The organism is Citrobacter sp. Ce119 (assembly GCF_030334525.1).
GTDB classification, from domain to species: domain Bacteria; phylum Pseudomonadota; class Gammaproteobacteria; order Enterobacterales; family Enterobacteriaceae; genus Citrobacter; species Citrobacter europaeus.
Window position 1 is genome coordinate 1 of sequence record NZ_JAOWDR010000017.1, and the last position, 17,718, is coordinate 17,718.

Annotated in this window: 13 protein-coding genes; 6 read left to right on the forward strand and 7 right to left on the reverse strand. The window is 54.3% G+C overall.

Going from position 1 to position 17,718, the window contains the following annotated elements:
- Positions 1-426, reverse strand: a 426-nt coding sequence (locus OGV80_RS01675; protein WP_286513414.1) for an acetyltransferase, incomplete at its 3' end; no start/stop codon positions are given.
- Positions 427-584: 158 nt separating this feature from the next.
- Here OGV80_RS01675 and metA point away from each other — a divergent pair.
- From metA to aceK, 4 genes are all read left to right on the forward strand, one after another.
- A complete protein-coding gene (metA, locus tag OGV80_RS01680; RefSeq protein WP_043018036.1) occupies positions 585-1,514 on the forward strand; it encodes a homoserine O-acetyltransferase MetA in 930 nt (309 codons plus the stop codon).
- Between the two features lie 268 nt (positions 1,515-1,782).
- The gene (aceB, locus tag OGV80_RS01685) at positions 1,783-3,384 is read left to right on the forward strand and encodes a malate synthase A (RefSeq protein ID WP_181634165.1); all 1,602 of its coding nucleotides are present in this window, start codon (positions 1,783-1,785) and stop codon (positions 3,382-3,384) included.
- Positions 3,385-3,415: 31 nt separating this feature from the next.
- Positions 3,416-4,720, forward strand: a complete 1,305-nt coding sequence (gene aceA, locus OGV80_RS01690; RefSeq protein WP_016155323.1) for an isocitrate lyase — start codon at positions 3,416-3,418, stop codon at positions 4,718-4,720.
- 102 nt (positions 4,721-4,822) lie between these two features.
- Positions 4,823-6,571, forward strand: a complete 1,749-nt coding sequence (aceK, locus tag OGV80_RS01695; protein ID WP_286513417.1) for a bifunctional isocitrate dehydrogenase kinase/phosphatase — start codon at positions 4,823-4,825, stop codon at positions 6,569-6,571.
- A gap of 21 nt (positions 6,572-6,592) precedes the next feature.
- Here the strand turns inward: aceK and iclR are convergent, their stop codons facing one another.
- Complete coding sequence (gene iclR, locus OGV80_RS01700; RefSeq protein WP_043018039.1) at positions 6,593-7,417, reverse strand: glyoxylate bypass operon transcriptional repressor IclR; 825 nt, start codon at positions 7,415-7,417, stop codon at positions 6,593-6,595.
- Between the two features lie 195 nt (positions 7,418-7,612).
- Here iclR and metH point away from each other — a divergent pair, with 195 nt between their 5' ends.
- The gene (metH, locus tag OGV80_RS01705) at positions 7,613-11,296 is read left to right on the forward strand and encodes a methionine synthase (RefSeq protein WP_043018040.1); all 3,684 of its coding nucleotides are present in this window, start codon (positions 7,613-7,615) and stop codon (positions 11,294-11,296) included.
- Between the two features lie 136 nt (positions 11,297-11,432).
- Positions 11,433-13,064 (forward strand): Na/Pi cotransporter family protein, encoded by a 1,632-nt coding sequence (locus tag OGV80_RS01710; protein ID WP_047407292.1) that lies wholly within the window; start codon positions 11,433-11,435, stop codon positions 13,062-13,064.
- 115 nt (positions 13,065-13,179) lie between these two features.
- On the opposite strand, the gene pepE is transcribed toward OGV80_RS01710, so the two are convergent.
- The 5 genes from pepE to OGV80_RS01735 form a co-directional block, all read right to left on the reverse strand.
- A complete protein-coding gene (gene pepE / locus OGV80_RS01715) occupies positions 13,180-13,869 on the reverse strand; it encodes a dipeptidase PepE (protein ID WP_286513469.1) in 690 nt (229 codons plus the stop codon).
- Positions 13,870-14,377: 508 nt separating this feature from the next.
- Entirely contained in the window at positions 14,378-14,539 is a 162-nt protein-coding gene (locus OGV80_RS01720; RefSeq protein ID WP_003841416.1) for a phage protein, read from the reverse strand.
- 248 nt (positions 14,540-14,787) lie between these two features.
- Entirely contained in the window at positions 14,788-15,600 is an 813-nt protein-coding gene (locus tag OGV80_RS01725; protein WP_047407288.1) for a shikimate 5-dehydrogenase, read from the reverse strand.
- Between the two features lies 1 nt (position 15,601).
- The gene (gene sorE / locus OGV80_RS01730; RefSeq protein ID WP_047407286.1) at positions 15,602-16,825 is read right to left on the reverse strand and encodes an L-sorbose 1-phosphate reductase; all 1,224 of its coding nucleotides are present in this window, start codon (positions 16,823-16,825) and stop codon (positions 15,602-15,604) included.
- Positions 16,826-16,893: 68 nt separating this feature from the next.
- Positions 16,894-17,718: a PTS system mannose/fructose/sorbose family transporter subunit IID gene (locus tag OGV80_RS01735; RefSeq protein ID WP_003031641.1), complete on the reverse strand. Its 825-nt coding sequence runs from the start codon at positions 17,716-17,718 to the stop codon at positions 16,894-16,896.

Below are 17,718 nucleotides of genomic sequence, written 5' to 3' on the forward strand. Positions count from 1 at the left end.
GAGGTTGAGTAACGGGTACGGCCGTCCGAGATCGTCCACTTCTGTACGTCCCGTCACGTTAAATCCCATCTTCTTATAGAATCCAACTGCCTGCTCATTCTGTTCGTTAACGTTGGTTGTTAGCGTTGAACTCATTGATAAAGCATGTTCAATCAGCAACTTACCCACACCACTCCCACGCACATCCGGATCGACAAACAACGCATCTATATGCTTATCGGTAAGGAGCATGAAGGCGACGGGCTCATCCTGTTCTGTCACTGCAACCCATAGAGGGGCTTCAGGTAAAAATGAACGTACCAGCTCCTCCAGCTCAATCCGATAATCCGCAGAGAGGAAATGGTGTGTGGCATCTACTGAACGACACCAAATAGAAACTAACTTATCTCCTTCGTCCTGACGCGAACGACGAATGGTAATGGTCATAGCATTCTCCTTTTTTTCTTTACTCCACTATTCTACAGCAAGGAGCCGTGAAACTTTCTCAACTTGAGGATGCAGGCTCGACATTCGCATAATTCCTGGGTATCTTCAGCTATCTGGATGTCTAAACGTTTAAGCGTATGTAGTGAGGTTATCAGGTTATGCCAATTCGCGTGCAGGACGAGCTACCCGCCGTCAATTTCTTGCGTGAGGAGAACGTCTTCGTGATGACGACATCCCGCGCTTCCGGTCAGGAAATTCGTCCACTGAAGGTGCTCATCCTCAACCTGATGCCCAAGAAGATTGAAACGGAAAACCAGTTTCTGCGTTTACTCTCTAACTCACCGCTGCAGGTAGATGTTCAGCTATTGCGCATCGATGCCCGCGAGTCACGCAACACCCCAACGGAGCATCTGAATAACTTTTACTGTAATTTCGAGGATATCTGCGATCAGAACTTTGACGGACTGATTGTGACCGGCGCGCCGTTGGGCCTGGTTGAATTTAATGATGTGGCTTACTGGCCGCAGATTAAACAAGTGCTTGAATGGGCGAAAGATCATGTTACATCGACGCTATTTGTCTGTTGGGCGGTGCAAGCCGCGTTGAATATCCTGTACGGAATTCCCAAGCAAACCCGCACGGATAAGCTCTCAGGCGTCTATGAGCACCATATTCTTCACCCTCATGCGCTGCTGACGCGTGGATTTGATGATGCGTTCCTGGCCCCGCATTCGCGCTATGCCGATTTCCCTGCTGCGCTTATCCGCGACTACACCGATCTCGAGATTTTTGCTGAAACCGAAGAGGGAGATGCTTACCTGTTTGCCAGCAAAGATAAACGTATTGCCTTCGTGACGGGTCATCCTGAGTATGACGATCACACACTCGGCAGCGAATATTTTCGTGACGTCGAAGCGGGCTTAACGCCGGAAGTTCCCTATAACTATTTCCCGAAAGATGACCCACAAAACAAACCGCGGGCAACCTGGCGTAGCCACGGCAATCTGTTGTTCACCAACTGGCTCAACTATTACGTCTACCAGATCACGCCATATGATCTGCGTCACATGAATCCAACGCTGGATTAATCTTCTGTAGCAGACGATCCTTAAGCGTTTCAGCATGTTGAATCAGGCACCTTCGGGTGCCTTTTTTATTTCCGAAACGCACCTCATCATGTAATTAAATTTAATTTATATTGTTATCAATAAGTTAATTGATAATTAAATTAAAAATGGAAATTGTTTTTGATTTTGAAATTTAAATGAGTAGTCTTAGTTGTGCTGAACGAAAACCGCACAACGATCCTTCGTTCGCATTGGGGATGTGTTTGGATCAATGACGAGGAACTACGCAATGAATCAACAGGCAACGACAACCGATGAACTGGTCTTTACCAGGCCGAGCGGCGAACAGGAGCAACAAATTCTGACCGCTGAAGCGGTAGAGTTTCTTACCGAGCTGGTGACAAGATTTACGCCAAAGCGGAATAAACTTCTGGCTGCGCGTATCCAGCAGCAGCAGGATATTGATGACGGTAAGTTGCCTGATTTTATTTCGGAAACGGCTTCCATTCGTGAGGGTAACTGGAAGATCCGCGGAATTCCTGATGATTTACTGGATCGCCGCGTAGAGATTACCGGACCGGTTGAGCGCAAGATGGTCATCAACGCGCTGAACGCGAACGTCAAAGTCTTTATGGCTGATTTTGAAGATTCGCTGGCTCCTGAGTGGAGCAAAGTTATCGACGGGCAGATCAATCTGCGCGATGCGGTCAATGGCACCATTAGCTATACCAATGAAGCGGGTAAAATTTATCAGCTCAAACCCAATCCGGCTCTGTTGGTGTGTCGTGTTCGTGGTCTGCACCTGCCGGAAAAACACGTCACCTGGCGTGGCGAATCCATCCCAGGCAGCTTGTTCGACTTTGCCCTCTATTTCTTCCACAACTACAAAACGTTGCTGGCGAAAGGCAGCGGCCCTTATTTCTATCTGCCAAAAACACAGGCCTGGCAAGAAGCGGCATGGTGGAGCGAAGTGTTCAGCTATGCAGAGGACCGCTTTAACCTGCCGCGCGGCACCATTAAAGCGACCCTGTTGATTGAAACGCTGCCGGCTGTTTTCCAGATGGACGAAATTCTGCACGCCCTGCGTGACCACATTGTGGGCCTGAACTGCGGTCGCTGGGACTACATTTTTAGCTATATCAAAACGCTGAAGAACCACCCGGATCGCGTGCTGCCGGACCGTCAGGTGGTGACGATGGATAAGCCATTCCTCAGCGCCTATTCGCGTCTGCTGATTAAAACCTGTCATAAACGCGGCGCGTTCGCGATGGGCGGCATGGCGGCGTTCATTCCCAGCAAAGATGCGGAACGTAACAACCAGGTTCTGACCAAGGTAAAAGCGGACAAAGCGCTGGAAGCGAATAACGGTCATGACGGCACATGGATTGCCCATCCGGGACTGGCAGATACCGCTATGGCGGTGTTCAACGACGTACTCGGTGAAAACAAAAATCAGCTATTCGTGACCCGTGAAGAAGATGCGCCGATTACCGCAGAACAACTGCTGGCGCCTTGTGAAGGTGAGCGTACTGAAGAAGGCATGCGCGCCAATATCCGTGTCGCGGTGCAGTACATCGAAGCGTGGATCTCCGGTAACGGCTGCGTACCGATTTACGGTCTGATGGAAGATGCGGCCACCGCCGAAATCTCCCGTACCTCCATCTGGCAGTGGATCCACCACCAGAAGACGCTCAGCAACGGTAAGCCGGTTACCAAACCGCTGTTCCGTCAGATGCTGGCCGAAGAGATGTTGGTGATTCAGGACGAACTGGGCGAGCACCGCTACAGCAGCGGGCGTTTTGACGATGCCGCGCGCCTGATGGAACAAATCACCACATCAGATGACTTAATCGACTTCCTCACCCTGCCAGGTTACCGCCTGCTGGCGTAATCCACCACATAACAATATGGAGCATCTGCACATGAAAACCCGTACTCAACAAATCGAAGAATTACAGAAAGAATGGACTCAACCGCGCTGGGAAGGCATCACCCGTCCATATAGCGCGGAGGAAGTGGTGAAATTACGTGGCTCGGTCAACCCGGAATGTACGCTGGCGCAGCTTGGCGCGGCGAAAATGTGGCGTCTGCTGCACGGTGAATCGAAGAAAGGTTATATCAACAGCCTCGGCGCGCTGACCGGCGGTCAGGCGCTGCAGCAGGCGAAGGCCGGTATTGAAGCGGTCTATCTTTCAGGTTGGCAGGTGGCGGCAGATGCCAACCTGGCATCCAGCATGTATCCAGACCAATCGCTGTATCCGGCGAACTCCGTCCCGGCAGTGGTGGACAGGATCAACAACACATTCCGTCGCGCCGATCAGATCCAATGGTCAACCGGTATTGAGCCGAACGATCCGCGCTATGTCGATTACTTCCTGCCGATTGTTGCCGATGCGGAAGCTGGGTTTGGTGGCGTACTGAACGCGTTTGAACTGATGAAATCGATGATTGAGGCTGGTGCAGCGGCCGTTCACTTCGAAGATCAGCTCGCATCGGTGAAAAAATGTGGTCACATGGGCGGCAAAGTGCTGGTTCCGACTCAGGAAGCTATCCAGAAACTGGTGGCCGCCCGTCTGGCAGCCGACGTCATGGGTGTTCCGACGCTGGTGATTGCGCGTACTGATGCTGACGCAGCCGATCTGATTACGTCTGATTGCGACCCTTACGACAGCGAGTTCATCACCGGCGAACGTACCAGCGAAGGGTTCTACCGTACGCATGCGGGCATTGAGCAGGCGATCAGCCGTGGCCTGGCCTACGCACCGTATGCGGATCTGGTGTGGTGTGAAACTTCCACGCCGGACCTCGAACTGGCGAAGCGCTTTGCCGATGCGATTCACGCGAAATTCCCAGGCAAACTGCTGGCCTACAACTGTTCGCCGTCGTTTAACTGGCAGAAAAACCTCGACGACAAAACCATTGCCAGCTTCCAGCAGCAACTGTCGGATATGGGTTACAAATACCAGTTCATTACCCTGGCGGGCATCCACAGCATGTGGTTCAACATGTTCGACCTCGCGCATTCCTATGCGCAGGGCGAAGGCATGCGCCACTATGTTGAGAAGGTTCAGCAGCCAGAATTTGCGGCGGCTAAAGACGGTTACACCTTCGTATCCCATCAGCAGGAAGTGGGTACAGGCTACTTCGATAAAGTCACCACCATCATTCAGGGCGGTACTTCCTCGGTGACCGCGCTGACCGGCTCGACCGAAGAATCGCAGTTTTGATTAATGCCCGGTGGCGCTGCGCTTACCGGGCCTACGAAGGGATGTAGGCCGGATAAGCGAACGTGCCATCCGGCATGACGTTGTGCCGGATGGGAGAAATCGATGACGCGTGGCCTGGAATTACTGATTGCTCAGACTATCTTGCAAGGTTTCGACGCCCAGTACGGGCGTTTTCTGGAAGTCACCTCCGGCGCGCAGCAGCGTTTTGAACATGCCGACTGGCATGCGGTTCAGCAGGCGATGAAAAGTCGTATTCACCTTTACGATCACCATGTGGGTCTGGTGGTGGAACAGCTGCGCTGCATTACTGACGGTAAAAGTACCGACGCGGATTTTTTACTTCGCGTGAAAGAGCATTACACCCGGCTACTGCCGGATTACCCACGCTTCGAGATTGCGGAGAGTTTCTTTAACTCCGTCTACTGCCGGTTATTTGACCACCGCTCGCTGACTCCCGAGCGGCTGTTTATTTTCAGTTCTCAGCCAGAGCGCCGTTTTCGCACGATCCCACGTCCGCTGGCGAAAGACTTCTTTCCTGATACCGGCTGGGAGTGGCTGCTTACGCGCGTTCTCAGCGATCTGCCTCTGCGTCTACCGTGGCAGAACAAACATCGTGATATCCACTACATCATCGAACACCTGACCGAAACTCTGGGTGCGGATGTGTTGCAGCGCTGTCATTTACAGGTGGCGAACGAACTGTTTTATCGCAACAAGGCCGCCTGGCTGGTTGGTAAGTTGATCACCCCTTCCGGGACGCTGCCGTTTTTACTGCCAATCCACCGGACTGACGAAGGCGAATTGTTTGTCGATACCTGTCTGACCACGACAGCGGAGGCGAGCATTGTGTTTGGCTTCGCCCGCTCCTATTTTATGGTGTACGCTCCGTTGCCTGCGGCGCTGGTGGAGTGGCTGCGCGAGATCCTGCCCGGAAAAACCACCGCCGAACTGTACATGGCGATTGGCTGTCAGAAACACGCGAAGACCGAAAGTTACCGCGAGTATCTGCTCTATCTTGCCCATTGCGATGAGCATTTTATCGAAGCGCCGGGTATTCGCGGCATGGTGATGCTGGTGTTTACCCTGCCGGGCTTTGACCGGGTGTTTAAAATCATCAAAGACAAATTTGCCCCGCAAAAAGAGATGTCTGCCGCCCACGTCCGCGCCTGCTATCAACTGGTCAAAGAGCACGATCGTGTTGGGCGAATGGCTGACACTCAGGAGTTCGAGAACTTTGTGCTGGATAAACGGCAAATCGATCCGGCGCTGATGGCGCTGTTATTGCAGGAAGCCCCGGAAAAAATTACCGATCTCGGCGATCAGATTGTCATTCGCCATCTGTATATCGAACGACGGATGGTGCCGCTGAATATCTGGCTGGAGCAGGTCGAAGGCCAGCAGCTGCGCGATGCCATTGAAGAGTACGGCAACGCGATTCGCCAACTGGCTGCCGCCAATATTTTCCCCGGCGATATGCTGTTTAAGAACTTCGGCGTGACCCGCCACGGGCGCGTGGTGTTCTACGACTATGATGAAATTTGCTACATGACGGAGGTGAATTTCCGCCATATCCCGCCGCCACGCTACCCGGAAGATGAGATGAGCGCTGAGCCTTGGTACAGCGTATCGCCGGGAGATGTCTTCCCGGAAGAGTTTCGTCACTGGCTTTGTGCCGACCCGCGTATCGGGCCGCTATTTGAAGAGATGCACGCTGACCTGTTCAGCGCCGACTACTGGCGGGGCCTGCAAACGCGGATTAAAAACGGGCATGTGGAAGATGTTTACGCCTACCGGCGCAAACAGCGTTTCAGCGTGCGTTATGAAACCGACCGTAGGGCGGATAAGGCGTAGCCGCCACCCGGCAATCCCATCTTAGCGAATCCCGCCATACGCCAGCGTCACTTCTTTCGCCGCTTTGATCGCCATAGCGCCAAACTCGGTCACGCGATCGTCGGTAATGCGCGAAATGGGTCCGGAAATGGAAATAGCGGCGAACGGCTCGCGGTGCTCGTCATAAATGCATGACGCCACGCAGCGCAGGCCCAGCGCATGTTCCTCATCATCAAAGGAATAGCCGCGCTTGCGCGTCTGGGCCAAATCCTCTTTCAGATGCACCGGCGACACCAGCGTGGCGTGGGTGTAAGCGTGCAGGCCTTTACGGTGTAGCAGGCCAGTCACCTGTTCTTCGCTCAGTTGGGATAAAAACGCCTTACCCGCGCCGGAAGCGTGCATCGGCAGTTTGCCGCCGATAGGCGCGGACATGCGCATCAGTTGTGTGCACTGCACCTGGTCGATAATAATGGCCTGATGGTCGCTTTGATCCAGCACGGCGAGGTTTACCGTCTCACCGGAGTCTTCCATCAGCTTGCGCAGGATCGGGTGGACAATCGCCAGCAAATTACGGCTTTGTAAAAAGCTGCTGCCGACGATAAACGCATGTGCACCGACGGCCCAGTGTCCTAAGTCACCGACCTGGCGGACAAAACCCTGCTGCTGCATGGTGGTCAATAAACGGTGAGTCGTGGAATTTGGCAGGCCGGCCTGCTGCGCCAGTTCGGTTAGCGCCACGCTGCCGTTGGATTCCGCAATCCACTCCAGTAGCTTCAGGCCGCGGGTCAGAGACTGAACCTGCCCGGTTGCAGGCGCAGTAGCAGCGGCGGGTTTTCTACCGCGTTTCGCGGGGATTGTGGCAACCATGGCGGACTCCTTTTCTGTATCGTGGAAATCATTTTCGTTTTATTAAATTATAATGCAAGAATTCCTGTACTGATCGGATGAGTGAAGCTGAACATGTCTCATGTTGGCCGTTGTTCCCTTTTCCACCTCTCAGGTTTGTGCCAGTATGGCCTGTTGAGTTTTTTTCGGTCTGGTTGAGCGTTGTCGGGAGCGAGTGTGAGCAGCAAAGTAGAACAATTACGTCAGCAGTTAAATGAACGTATTCTGGTGCTGGACGGCGGTATGGGCACCATGATCCAGGGATATCGTCTGAGCGAAGAGGATTTCCGCGGCGAACGCTTTGCCGACTGGCCGTGCGATCTGAAAGGCAACAACGACCTGTTGGTGCTCAGCAAACCGGAGGTGATCGCCGCGATCCATAACGCCTACTTTGAGGCGGGCGCGGATATCATCGAAACCAACACCTTTAACTCCACGACTATCGCCATGGCGGATTACCAGATGGAATCCCTGTCGGCGGAAATCAACTTTACGGCAGCTAAACTGGCGCGTGCGGCGGCAGACGAATGGACGGCGCGCACGCCGGAAAAACCGCGCTATGTCGCGGGTGTGCTCGGCCCAACCAACCGTACGGCGTCTATCTCGCCTGACGTTAACGACCCGGCTTACCGCAACATTACCTTTGATCAACTGGTGGCCGCCTACCGTGAATCTACCAAAGCGCTGGTGGAAGGCGGCAGTGACCTGATCCTGATTGAAACCGTCTTCGATACCCTGAACGCCAAAGCCGCTATTTTTGCGGTGAAAACCGAATTCGAAGCGCTGGGCGTTGAGCTGCCGATTATGCTCTCCGGCACCATCACCGATGCTTCCGGGCGTACGCTTTCCGGCCAGACTACCGAAGCATTCTATAACTCCTTGCGCCACGCGGATGCGCTGACTTTCGGCCTGAACTGCGCCTTAGGTCCGGACGAGCTGCGCCAGTATGTGCAGGAACTGTCGCGCATTGCCGAATGCTACGTGACCGCGCACCCGAATGCCGGTTTACCAAACGCCTTTGGCGAATACGATCTCGACGCCGACACCATGGCGGCACAAATCCGCGAGTGGGCGCAGGCGGGCTTTCTCAACGTGGTCGGCGGCTGCTGCGGCACCACGCCGGAACACATCGCCGCCATGAGCCGCGCGGTGGATGGCTTGCCGCCGCGCCGTTTGCCGGAAATCCCGGTTGCCTGCCGCCTGTCCGGCCTTGAACCGCTGAACATCGGCGACGACAGCCTGTTTGTGAACGTCGGCGAGCGCACCAACGTCACCGGTTCGGCGAAATTTAAACGCCTGATCAAAGAAGAGAAATACAGCGAAGCGCTGGATGTCGCCCGCCAGCAGGTGGAAAGCGGCGCGCAGATTATCGATATCAACATGGATGAGGGGATGCTCGACGCCGAAGCGGCAATGGTGCGTTTCCTCAACCTGATCGCCGGTGAACCGGATATCGCCCGCGTACCGATCATGATCGACTCCTCGAAATGGGACGTTATCGAGAAAGGGCTGAAGTGCATTCAGGGTAAAGGCATCGTTAACTCCATCTCGATGAAAGAGGGGGTTGAGACCTTTATTCATCACGCGAAGCTTCTGCGTCGCTACGGTGCCGCGGTGGTGGTGATGGCTTTTGACGAGCAGGGGCAGGCCGACACCCGCGCGCGTAAAATCGAGATCTGCCGTCGGGCGTACAAAATTCTTACCGAAGAAGTGGGCTTCCCGCCGGAAGACATTATCTTTGACCCGAACATCTTTGCCGTCGCGACCGGTATTGATGAGCACAACAACTACGCGCAGGACTTTATCGGCGCCTGTGAGGACATCAAACGCGAACTGCCGCATGCGCTGATCTCCGGCGGCGTTTCAAACGTTTCATTCTCGTTTCGCGGCAACGACCCGGTACGTGAAGCTATTCACGCGGTATTCCTCTACTACGCCATTCGCAACGGTATGGACATGGGGATCGTCAACGCCGGACAGTTGGCGATTTATGACGACCTGCCCGCCGAGCTGCGCGATGCGGTTGAAGACGTGATCCTTAACCGCCGTGACGATGGCACCGAACGACTGCTGGAGCTGGCTGAGAAATATCGCGGCAGTAAAACCGACGACACGGCGAATGCCCAGATGGCGGAATGGCGCACCTGGGACGTGAAAAAGCGCCTCGAATACTCGCTGGTGAAAGGCATTACCGAGTTTATTGAGCTGGATACCGAAGAAGCGCGCCAGCAAGCTGCGCGTCCGATCGAGGTTATTGAAGGACCGCTGATGGACGGCATGAACGTGGTCGGCGACCTGTTCGGCGAGGGAAAAATGTTCCTGCCGCAGGTGGTGAAATCCGCTCGCGTGATGAAGCAGGCGGTGGCCTACCTCGAACCGTACATTGAGGCCAGCAAAGAGAAAGGTTCCAGCAACGGCAAGATGGTCATCGCGACCGTGAAGGGCGATGTGCACGATATCGGCAAAAACATTGTTGGCGTGGTGCTGCAATGTAACAACTACGAAATCGTCGATCTTGGCGTGATGGTGCCCGCGGAGAAAATCCTCAGAACGGCGCGTGAAGTGAATGCCGATCTGATTGGCCTTTCCGGGCTGATTACCCCATCGCTGGACGAAATGGTCAACGTGGCGAAAGAAATGGAGCGTCAGGGCTTCACCATCCCACTGCTGATTGGCGGTGCGACCACCTCGAAAGCACACACCGCGGTGAAAATTGAGCAGAACTACAGTGGCCCGACGGTTTACGTGCAGAACGCTTCGCGTACCGTGGGCGTCGTGGCCGCGCTGCTCTCAGACACCCAGCGCGATGACTTTGTCGCCCGTACGCGTAAAGAGTACGAAACCGTGCGTATCCAGCATGCGCGTAAGAAACCGCGTACCCCGCCGGTAACGTTACAGGTTGCCCGTGATAACGATCTGGCCTTCGACTGGGAAAACTACACGCCGCCGGTGGCGCACCGCCTCGGCGTGCAGGAAGTTGAAGCCAGCATCGAAACCCTACGCAACTACATCGACTGGACGCCGTTCTTTATGACCTGGTCGTTGGCCGGGAAATATCCGCGCATTCTTGAAGATGAGGTGGTAGGAGAAGAGGCGAAGCGCCTGTTCAAAGATGCCAACGACATGCTGGATAAACTCAGCGCTGAGAAGACCCTGAATCCGCGCGGCGTGGTGGGTTTATTCCCAGCCAACCGCGTGGGTGACGACATCGAGATTTACCGTGACGAGACGCGTACGCACGTCATCAACGTGAGTCATCACCTGCGCCAGCAGACGGAAAAAGTCGGTTTCGCCAACTATTGCCTGTCTGACTTTGTCGCGCCGAAACTGAGCGGCAAAGCGGATTACATCGGTGCTTTCGCGGTTACCGGCGGTCTGGAGGAAGATGCGCTGGCGGACGCCTTTGAAGCCCAGCATGACGACTACAACAAGATCATGGTGAAAGCGATCGCTGACCGTCTGGCGGAAGCATTCGCGGAGTATCTGCATGAGCGCGTGCGTAAAGTTTACTGGGGCTATGCGGCGAATGAGAATCTCAGTAACGAGGAACTTATCCGCGAAAACTACCAGGGGATTCGCCCGGCGCCGGGCTATCCGGCGTGCCCGGAACACACTGAAAAGGCCACCATTTGGGAACTGCTGGACGTGGAAGCGCACACCGGGATGAAGCTCACTGAATCATTTGCGATGTGGCCAGGCGCGTCGGTCTCCGGCTGGTATTTCAGTCATCCGGACAGCAAGTACTACGCCGTGGCGCAAATCCAGCGCGATCAGGTTGAAGATTATGCCTTCCGTAAAGGCATGAGCGTGGCGGAAGTCGAACGTTGGTTAGCGCCAAACCTCGGCTACGACGCTGATTGATTCACAAAACTGTCATCTTTATTTACAACAAACAGGGCACTCATTGAGTGCCCTGTCTCTTTATTACGTTTAAACCCTTATACTGAAAGAAGGCTTCGGCCTCAGGAACATATAACGATAAGGAGTACCTGATTCCGTGTTAACTCTGTTACACCTGCTTTCTGCCGTCGCGATGCTGGTTTGGGGTACGCATATTGTGCGTACCGGCGTGATGCGTGTCTTTGGCGCCCGCTTGCGTACCGTCCTCAGCCGTAGTGTTGAAAAGAAGCCGCTCGCCTTTTGTGCGGGTATCGGCGTGACGGCGCTGGTGCAAAGCAGCAACGCCACCACCATGCTGGTCACTTCGTTTGTCGCGCAAGATCTCGTGGCGCTCACCCCTGCGCTGGTGATTGTACTCGGCGCCGACGTGGGGACCGCGCTGATGGCGCGTATCCTGACTTTCGACCTCTCCTGGCTGTCGCCACTGCTGATTTTTATCGGCGTGATCTTCTTTCTCGGACGTAAGCAGTCCCGCGTGGGGCAACTGGGGCGGGTTGGTATTGGGCTGGGATTGATTTTACTGGCGTTGGAGCTGATTGTGCAGGCGGTCACGCCGATCACCCAGGCGAACGGCGTACAGGTTATTTTCGCCTCGCTCACCGGCGATATCATGCTGGATGCGCTGATTGGCGCCATGTTTGCGATTATCAGCTACTCCAGCCTGGCGGCGGTGCTGCTGACGGCCACGCTGACCGCTGCGGGCATTATCTCGTTCCCGGTGGCGTTGTGTCTGGTGATTGGCGCCAACCTCGGCTCTGGCCTGCTGGCGATGTTGAATAACAGCGCCGCGAACGCCGCCGCCCGCCGAGTGGCGCTCGGCAGTCTGTTGTTTAAGCTGGTGGGGAGCCTGATTATCCTGCCGTTTGTTCATCCGCTGGCTAATCTGATGGATGAACTGCCGCTGGCGAAATCTGAACTGGTTATCTACTTCCACGTCTTCTACAACCTGGTGCGCTGCGTGGCGATGGTGCCGTTCGCCGAACCGATGGCGCGTTTTTGTAAGCGCATCATCCGCGATGAGCCAGAACTTGATGCGCATCTGAAGCCCAAACATCTGGACGTTAGCGCGCTGGATACGCCGACGCTCGCTTTGGCTAATGCCGCCCGTGAAGCTTTGCGCATAGGCGACGCGATGGAGCAGATGATGGACGGGCTGAAGAAGGTGATGCACGGTGAGCCGCGTGAAGAGAAAGAGCTGCGCAGGATGGCGGACGACATTAACGTGCTATACACGGCCATTAAGCTCTATCTGGCGCGGATGCCAAAGGATGAGCTGGCGGAAGAGGAATCACGCCGTTGGGCGGAGATTATCGAAATGTCGCTCAACCTCGAGCAGGCTTCCGATATTGTCGAACGTATGGGCAGCGAGATAGCCGATAAGTCGCTGGCCGCCCGCCGGGCATTCTCTGTCGAAGGGCTAAAAGAACTGGATGCGCTCTACGATCAGTTGCTCAGCAATCTGCAACTGGCAATGTCGGTGTTCTTCTCAGGTGATGTGACCAGTGCCCGTCGTCTGCGCCGCAGCAAGCACCGCTTCCGTATTCTCAACCGTCGTTATTCGCATGCGCACGTTGACCGTTTGCATCAGCAGAACGTGCAGAGCATCGAGACCAGCTCGTTGCACCTGGCGCTGTTGGGCGATATGCAGCGTCTGAACTCGCTGTTTTGTTCAGTGGCTTACAGCGTGCTGGAACAGCCGGATGAAGACGATGAGCGGGATGATTATTGAGTGAGGTGAAGCGGTAGGCCGGATAAGGCATTTATGCCGCCATCCGGCAATGCTGTCGTCTACCATATAGGCCGGATAAGGCGAAGCCGCCATCCGGCATCAGACAACAAATCAACTAAAAGCAGTGGCCTGCTTCAACGGCAACCGCCTCTTCACCCGCTTTAAAGATATACGTGGTGTTCGGGCCGCCGAGCACGGACTTACCGTTACTCACCTTAATCCAGTTACCTTCCGGCAAGCCAATTACCGTCAGCTCTGGCGCCACAACCAGCAGCTCGCGAATACGCTGTTCACGCGTTTCGCCTTTGTGGCCTTCCGGCAGCGCGTTGGTGAAATGTGGGTTAATCTGCAGCGGGAACAGACCCAGGGCATCAAAGCCTTTTGGATCGACAATCGGCATGTCGTTGGTGGTGCGGATGGTCTGGCAGGCAAGGTTGGAACCCGCGCTCCAGCCGATATACAGCGCACCGCGTTTGACGACATCCACAATCGGCGCCAGCAGTCCGCGTTCGCGGCTTTCTTTCAGTAACTGGAAGGTATTACCCCCGCCGACAATCACCAGCTCTGCGTTTTCAATAGTGGCAATCGGATCGGCAACGGTATGAATACCCGTAACGTTGACGCCCATTGGCGCAAAGATGGCTGCCGTTTTCGCCGTGTACTCATCCCAGGTTTGCGTCACGCCAGCGAACGGAATAAACACCGCCGTACGGCGACCATTCAGTTGTTCAGCAATCAGCGGCAGCGCATGTTCCATCCAGCCTTTGCCCGGCAGCGTCGAGTTACTCAATAAAAGCAGTTCCATCATTTCTCCATGTAATCAGAAAATTACCAACCGCAGTCATGTTACCACCGTCAGTATAACGCCTCACTGATATGGCTCACGATGTTGGAAGTGAGGTTCTGGAAAGCGCCTCGCAATAGATTTTTATACCTATTTGTAGACGTTGTTGTCGGGAAGGGGGGCAATGTACTGGGCACGCTGAAAGTGAATAACTACCAGTAACCCAAATCAGTCATTAGCAACCAGCTTGTGAAGCCAATCATCCCGGTACCACCGACGATATATAGAAAAACGTTAACATAAAATCCTAAGTCCCCGCGGTAATAGTAATCTTTTATAGGGGAGCTTTTTCTTGTTTCAATGATAACACCTGTCTGGAATCCTCTAATACCATGCAATAACATCCAGATCGCAGTGACGTACATAACGGTCACGAGAGCTATGTTTTTTAACTCCATGTTAATCTTTGACTATCTCCTTTAGTCTGTTTACTCAGCCTTCAGAAAAGGTTGATGAGAATTTAGTATCACTAGACTTCAATTCCCTTCTGTTTCAGCTCTTTTCTAATCACTCGTTTAATCCAGGCTGCCAACGATTCATCGCCATCCTGCCGTTGTGCTTCTTCCATCGCTTTGCGCAGTTCCGGATCCAGACGGAATTGAAACGGAGGATTGCCTCTTCTTTCGTTCATGTGTGTTGACACCTTAATTACACAAGAGTAGTGTGAGTATGTGTGATGACACATTACTCTCACACACCAAAAATGACAACGCCCCGAAAGTGCGGGAACACGATCAGGGCGTCTAACCACAACATTACATCAGCCAGTTGATTCCCGCGTTGGCGCAGTTGGAAGTGAAAGCTGACCAGCAATTGTTTGCTGTTGCATAGTACCTAAAATAAACAGAGCGCCCGTCCCTGGCGCTCTGTTCCTGCTTTTTACCCCGCCCGCGCAAATTCTGCCGCTTCGGCGATTAGCGCGTCATCCGGGCGTACGCCGGTGTACATGGCGAACTGCTCCACGGCCTGTAAGGCAATCACCTCTGCACCGCTGATGGTCTTTTTACCTAATTGCTGTGCCAGTTTAATCACCGGTGTTTCCGGCGGCAGGGCGACGACGTCAAACACCACGCTGGCGGCAGCGACCATTGCTTCGCTGTAGGCCAGTTCATCGCTCTCTTTACCGCCAGCCATGCCGACGGGCGTCACGTTGACCAGAATATCGCAGGTAATCCCTTCCGGCTGAGGCTGCCACTGGAAACCGTACTGTTTTGCCAGCGCCGGGCCGCTCTCACGATTGCGGGCGGCGACGATCACATCGCGAAAACCGGCATCGAGAAACGCGGCGATAACCGCTTTACCCATTCCACCGCTGCCGCGGATCATGACGCGTGCGTGGGTATCAAGCTGGTGGCTGGCAATCAGGCTTTTTATCGCAATGTAGTCGGTGTTAAATCCTGTCAGCTTACCGTTGTCATTGACGATGGTGTTGACAGAGTCAATGACTTTTGCGGAAGGATCGATGGCATCCAGAAACGGCATGCAGCTCTCTTTAAACGGCATCGATACCGCGCAGCCGCGGATGCCTAGCGCGCGAACGCCTTTCACCGCGGCCTCAATATCCTGCGTGGTAAAGGCTTTGTAGATAAAATTTAACCCCAACTTTTCATACAGATAGTTGTGAAAACGTGTGCCGAAGTTGCCGGGGCGGCCGGCAAGCGACATGCACAACTGGGTGTCGCGGTTAATCATGTTAAATTTCCTCGGCGTGAGACAATATGTACTGTTCGGCTTCCTGCGACCAAATCCCCTGATGGCGCTCCAGGATGTCACGCAGGGCTGAATCATCAATCTGGGTGAGCGCGGTTAACGGAAAGGCTTTGCCGGTGTAGACCAGTTTTTTCCCGCCACCGACTTTTGGCAGTTCCAGCGTTGTCTCACCAGCCGCATTCAGCCCCAGAATGTGCGTCACCACTTTTGCGGCCTGAACCTTCTTCTCTTCGATCAGTTTTACCGCCGTGCGCATATCGTCGGTATTGCCGCCAGATGTCCCAACATAATGGGTAAAGGCGTAGTGCACGTCGTAGAAGTTAATCGGCGCGCTAAACTGCTTATCCTGCGGACCCGCAAAGAAATTCATGCAGCCATCGGCAGCCAGCAGGGAAGAGGCCAGCGTGACCAGCTCTTCGTTGGGTACAAATACAAAGATGTCGTCAAACCCATGGCCGCCGCTCAATGCCATCAATGTGTCATAAGCTGCATCCTGGGCGTGAAGGTAGTGGATCAACGTTTGTGGCTCTGACGGATAGTGCTTGCGGGCGTAGCTCAACTTGTCGTTATTGGTGTCGGTCACTACCAGCAGCGCCGGGTTAACCGGACCATGCAGCGCGTAGTCGATCGCCAGTAGTCCCATTGGCCCAGTGCCGCCGAGGATTAACGTACGCCCCTGCGGACGAATGCCCATCTTATGGTTATAAGTGCCTTCCTGCAGGTGATAGTTGGCGTTGAATGCGCCAATCACGCAGGACAGTGGCTCAACCAATGAACCTTCAAAATAGGTTTCGCCTTCGTAAGCCAACAAGCAGTCCTGCTCCATGACTTCATCAGGAATGATGACGTGCGTGGCTTCACCGCCCACCCATGGGAAGGAGTAGCCGGGACAGTCCGGGCGATCCGGCAGTTGCAGGTTAGCCTGAATGACATAGCGTTGGCCGGGCTGAAACTTGTGCTGCCATTTTTTCCCCACGGCAATAATATCGCCGCAGAATTCGTGGCCGATAATGATTGGGTTGGTGGCCACATCATCTGGCACCTTTTTGTGGTTCTCACCCTGATTAGCCTCTTTCCAGGAAGAAAGGCAAAGGCTGTCGGTTACGACGGAAGCAAGAATTTCATCATCCTGCATTTCAGGAAGGTCGAAGGTTTCCAGGCGCAGATCGCGTTTACCATAAAGGCGTAAAGCTGTTGTTGTTTGCATTGTTACCACCTCTTCCTCTTTCGAGGACAATTTGTTGAAGTAGCCCCAGCATCGCCGGGGCGGAAAAATCAGGACAGGAAGCCCAGCGCGTTACCGATAATCCCCAGCGCAAACAAGGCGAAGATCAGCCACACCGGATTAATTTTCTTGTTGAGTAGCCGCACCATCAGCAGCGTCAGACCAAGCGCCAGCAGGCCGGGGCAGAGTTGGTCGAGAATGTTCTGCACGGTCATGGTGACGGTGGTACCGTCTGCGCCAGGCGTTTGCGATACCACCAGTGGTACGTTGATGCTGGTCCATTTGGTGACCAGCACCCCCATGACAAACAGGCCAAGAATTGATGCGCCTTCGGTCAACTTTTGCAGCAGGTTGCCGCCCATGTCGCTAACGATGTTGACCCCTTTACGAAAGCCAAGCTGTAAGCCGTACCACTTCATTGCCAGACGTACTGCATTGAAAATAAAGAAGAACAATAGCGGGCCGAGAATGTTACCGGACAGTGCCAGCGATGCGCCGAGCGCGGCGGTAATCGGGCGCAGTGTTCCCCATACCAGCGGATCGCCGACGCCGGCCAGCGGACCCATCAGCCCAACTTTGATGCCATTGATTGCACCATCGTCAATTTCCGCGCCGTTGGCGCGAGCTTCTTCCATCGCGGCGGTCACGCCAATTACCGGGCCGCAAACGGCAGGTGTGGTATTGAAGAACACCAGGTGCCGTTTGAGTGCCGCAACCTGGTCCTCTTTCAGTGGATACAGGCGCTTGATGGCAGGGATCATGTCGTAGCAAAAGCCCAGCCCATGAATGCGTTCAAAGTTGAATGATGCCTGTTGCAGGTTGGAGCGAACAAACATGCTAAACAGGTCGGATTTGGTCAGTTTTTTCTGTTCCAT

Coding starts and splice junctions, on each gene's coding strand:
- metA (WP_043018036.1), top strand. CDS start 585: ATGCCAATTCGCGTGCAGGACGAGCTACCCGCCGTCAATTTCTTGCGT.
- aceB (WP_181634165.1), top strand. CDS start 1,783: ATGAATCAACAGGCAACGACAACCGATGAACTGGTCTTTACCAGGCCG.
- aceA (WP_016155323.1), top strand. CDS start 3,416: ATGAAAACCCGTACTCAACAAATCGAAGAATTACAGAAAGAATGGACT.
- aceK (WP_286513417.1), top strand. CDS start 4,823: ATGACGCGTGGCCTGGAATTACTGATTGCTCAGACTATCTTGCAAGGT.
- iclR (WP_043018039.1), bottom strand. CDS start 7,417: ATGGTTGCCACAATCCCCGCGAAACGCGGTAGAAAACCCGCCGCTGCT.
- pepE (WP_286513469.1), bottom strand. CDS start 13,869: ATGGAACTGCTTTTATTGAGTAACTCGACGCTGCCGGGCAAAGGCTGG.
- OGV80_RS01720 (WP_003841416.1), bottom strand. CDS start 14,539: ATGAACGAAAGAAGAGGCAATCCTCCGTTTCAATTCCGTCTGGATCCG.
- OGV80_RS01725 (WP_047407288.1), bottom strand. CDS start 15,600: ATGATTAACCGCGACACCCAGTTGTGCATGTCGCTTGCCGGCCGCCCC.
- sorE (WP_047407286.1), bottom strand. CDS start 16,825: ATGCAAACAACAACAGCTTTACGCCTTTATGGTAAACGCGATCTGCGC.
- OGV80_RS01735 (WP_003031641.1), bottom strand. CDS start 17,718: ATGGAACAGAAAAAACTGACCAAATCCGACCTGTTTAGCATGTTTGTT.